Origin of the sequence: Miniphocaeibacter sp., from assembly GCF_049276255.1 — a bacterium.
Lineage (GTDB): Bacteria > Bacillota > Clostridia > Tissierellales > Peptoniphilaceae > Miniphocaeibacter.
Map to the genome: position 1 here is coordinate 1 of NZ_JBASWB010000071.1, position 1,773 is coordinate 1,773.

Here is a 1,773-nt window from a genome sequence, read left to right on the forward strand (position 1 = left end):
TTAAGGTCAGTATCATTAGGTCAATATAGTGCGACTTTTGAAAGTGGGATAAGGAGCAGAGAGAGACAGACATTTGAAAGCGTAATAAAAGACAAAGAGAGACAAACATTTGATATGTTAAAAAGATTCAAAAGATACTCATTAACAAACATATGATAGAGATGTTTTTAACAAAAAAAGTAGACATTTACAGATTATCAGATGAATCAGGCGATATGGAAAAGTATGAGAGCATCTACACTGATGTTCCTTTTCACATTCAGCCATTAGATGATTCTTTTGGAGAGGATTTATATGGAGCAAGAGGTAAAGATTTTATGGCGGCTACGAAATTGCAAGACATTCAAGAGTATGATAAAATAGTAGAAGGAAATAATGAATACATAGTAGTAGGTATATCAAAAATGGATTTTATGGGAGAAAAGCATCTACAATTAAGAATTAAACTACAAGAAAATGGAACCAAGCATACAATTTAGAGTGGAATTGCAGAACTCACAAGAGTTCATAGACGCATTATACAGATTCCCTGGAGACTTAGATAGGGCAATCTATGAAGCATTAAATGAAACGATGTCAAAGATATTAACGAGAGCAAAACAGAACGCACCAGTTGATACAGGAAGGTTGAGAGCAGATATCAAAGCGAAGGTAAATAAGAAAGAGTTAAACGGAATAATATGGAACGATGTAGAATATGCCGTCTATGTCCACGAAGGTCATAAGACTAAAAGTAAATACATAGAGAGAGCAATTTACAATAATCAGAAAGCAGTTCAAGATAGGATGCAAAGAAAATTAGAGTTATTAACTAAAAGAGGACTAATATGATTCAGACGATTTTCAATAAAATAAAAGATGAGTTAGAAACGCTCCCATATATCAAGGGAGTATACGAGCATCCCCAGAACGACCCTGAGGGATACCCTTACTGCTTCTTAGAGTGGATTCAAAATGAATCAGAGGTATTGAGTAATGAATCAGATAGAGTTATAATAATATATAAGATAACGATGGTCCAAGAAAAGATAGAAGACCTAAAAGGCAGAAAGCAGGCGGAAGCGACGATTATGGACAGACAATGGAAATTGGAAAAGTTATTCAGAGATAACAATAACCTGCAGTTAGATTGCGTGTTAAGAATAGAACCTCTTCAATCGGTTAAGAGTTATCAAAATGAAAGAATAATAACATAAACAACATTAAGAGTTCAAGCAATTGCCAGCGTAAATTATAAATAAGTAATAAAATAAAAAAAATATGACAACTATAGGAAGAAAAAGAAAAATCGGAATTGCTATTGAACCTGTAGCAGGAACAATAGAAAGTCCTACAATGCAAATCCCATTTTTAGACCTTACCTTAGAGCCAAGACATACTCCAATCGGTGATGTTTCTGCAAGAGGAACACGAATGGAGCAAGGATGCGGTTCTGTAGAAGGAAAGAAATGGGGAGAAGGCACAATACAAGCAGTGCTAAATCCCAAAACATCTCCTTACTTGTTAGCATTGGCATTAGGAGATATATCATCAGCCCCATCGGGAGCAAACTTTAAGCACACCATCAAAAGAAGTGAAGGTGATGCTTTAACAGCCTCCATATATGTTGACAACATTGTCAATGAGGAAGTATACGCTAACGCAGTAGTTAATAATTTAGAAATATCATTTGCAGATGATGTAGCAAGTATCAACGCAGATATATTATCTAAATACCCAGTAGAGCAAACAGCTTCTTTAGATGCGGAAACAAAATGTCCAATTCTTTACACA

At 34.9% G+C, this 1,773-nt stretch carries 4 protein-coding genes; all 4 read left to right on the forward strand.

From position 1 onward, the window contains the following. Positions 1 to 152: 152 nt before the first annotated feature. Positions 153 to 479, forward strand: a complete 327-nt coding sequence (locus WAO56_RS09715; protein WP_422146341.1) for a hypothetical protein — start codon at positions 153 to 155, stop codon at positions 477 to 479. Continuing rightward, a complete protein-coding gene (locus WAO56_RS09720) occupies positions 457 to 831 on the forward strand; it encodes an HK97 gp10 family phage protein (RefSeq protein ID WP_422146342.1) in 375 nt (124 codons plus the stop codon). The genes WAO56_RS09715 and WAO56_RS09720 overlap by 23 nt, the downstream gene beginning before the upstream one ends. Continuing rightward, complete coding sequence (locus tag WAO56_RS09725; RefSeq protein WP_422146343.1) at positions 828 to 1,196, forward strand: hypothetical protein; 369 nt, start codon at positions 828 to 830, stop codon at positions 1,194 to 1,196. Before WAO56_RS09720 ends, WAO56_RS09725 begins: the two co-directional genes overlap by 4 nt. Positions 1,197 to 1,260: 64 nt before the next feature. Then, positions 1,261 to 1,773 (forward strand): phage tail tube protein (locus tag WAO56_RS09730; protein WP_422146344.1); only part of this gene is annotated, 513 nt, incomplete at its 3' end.

Coding starts and splice junctions, on each gene's coding strand:
- WAO56_RS09720 (WP_422146342.1), top strand. CDS start 457: ATGGAACCAAGCATACAATTTAGAGTGGAATTGCAGAACTCACAAGAG.
- WAO56_RS09725 (WP_422146343.1), top strand. CDS start 828: ATGATTCAGACGATTTTCAATAAAATAAAAGATGAGTTAGAAACGCTC.
- WAO56_RS09715 (WP_422146341.1), top strand. CDS start 153: ATGATAGAGATGTTTTTAACAAAAAAAGTAGACATTTACAGATTATCA.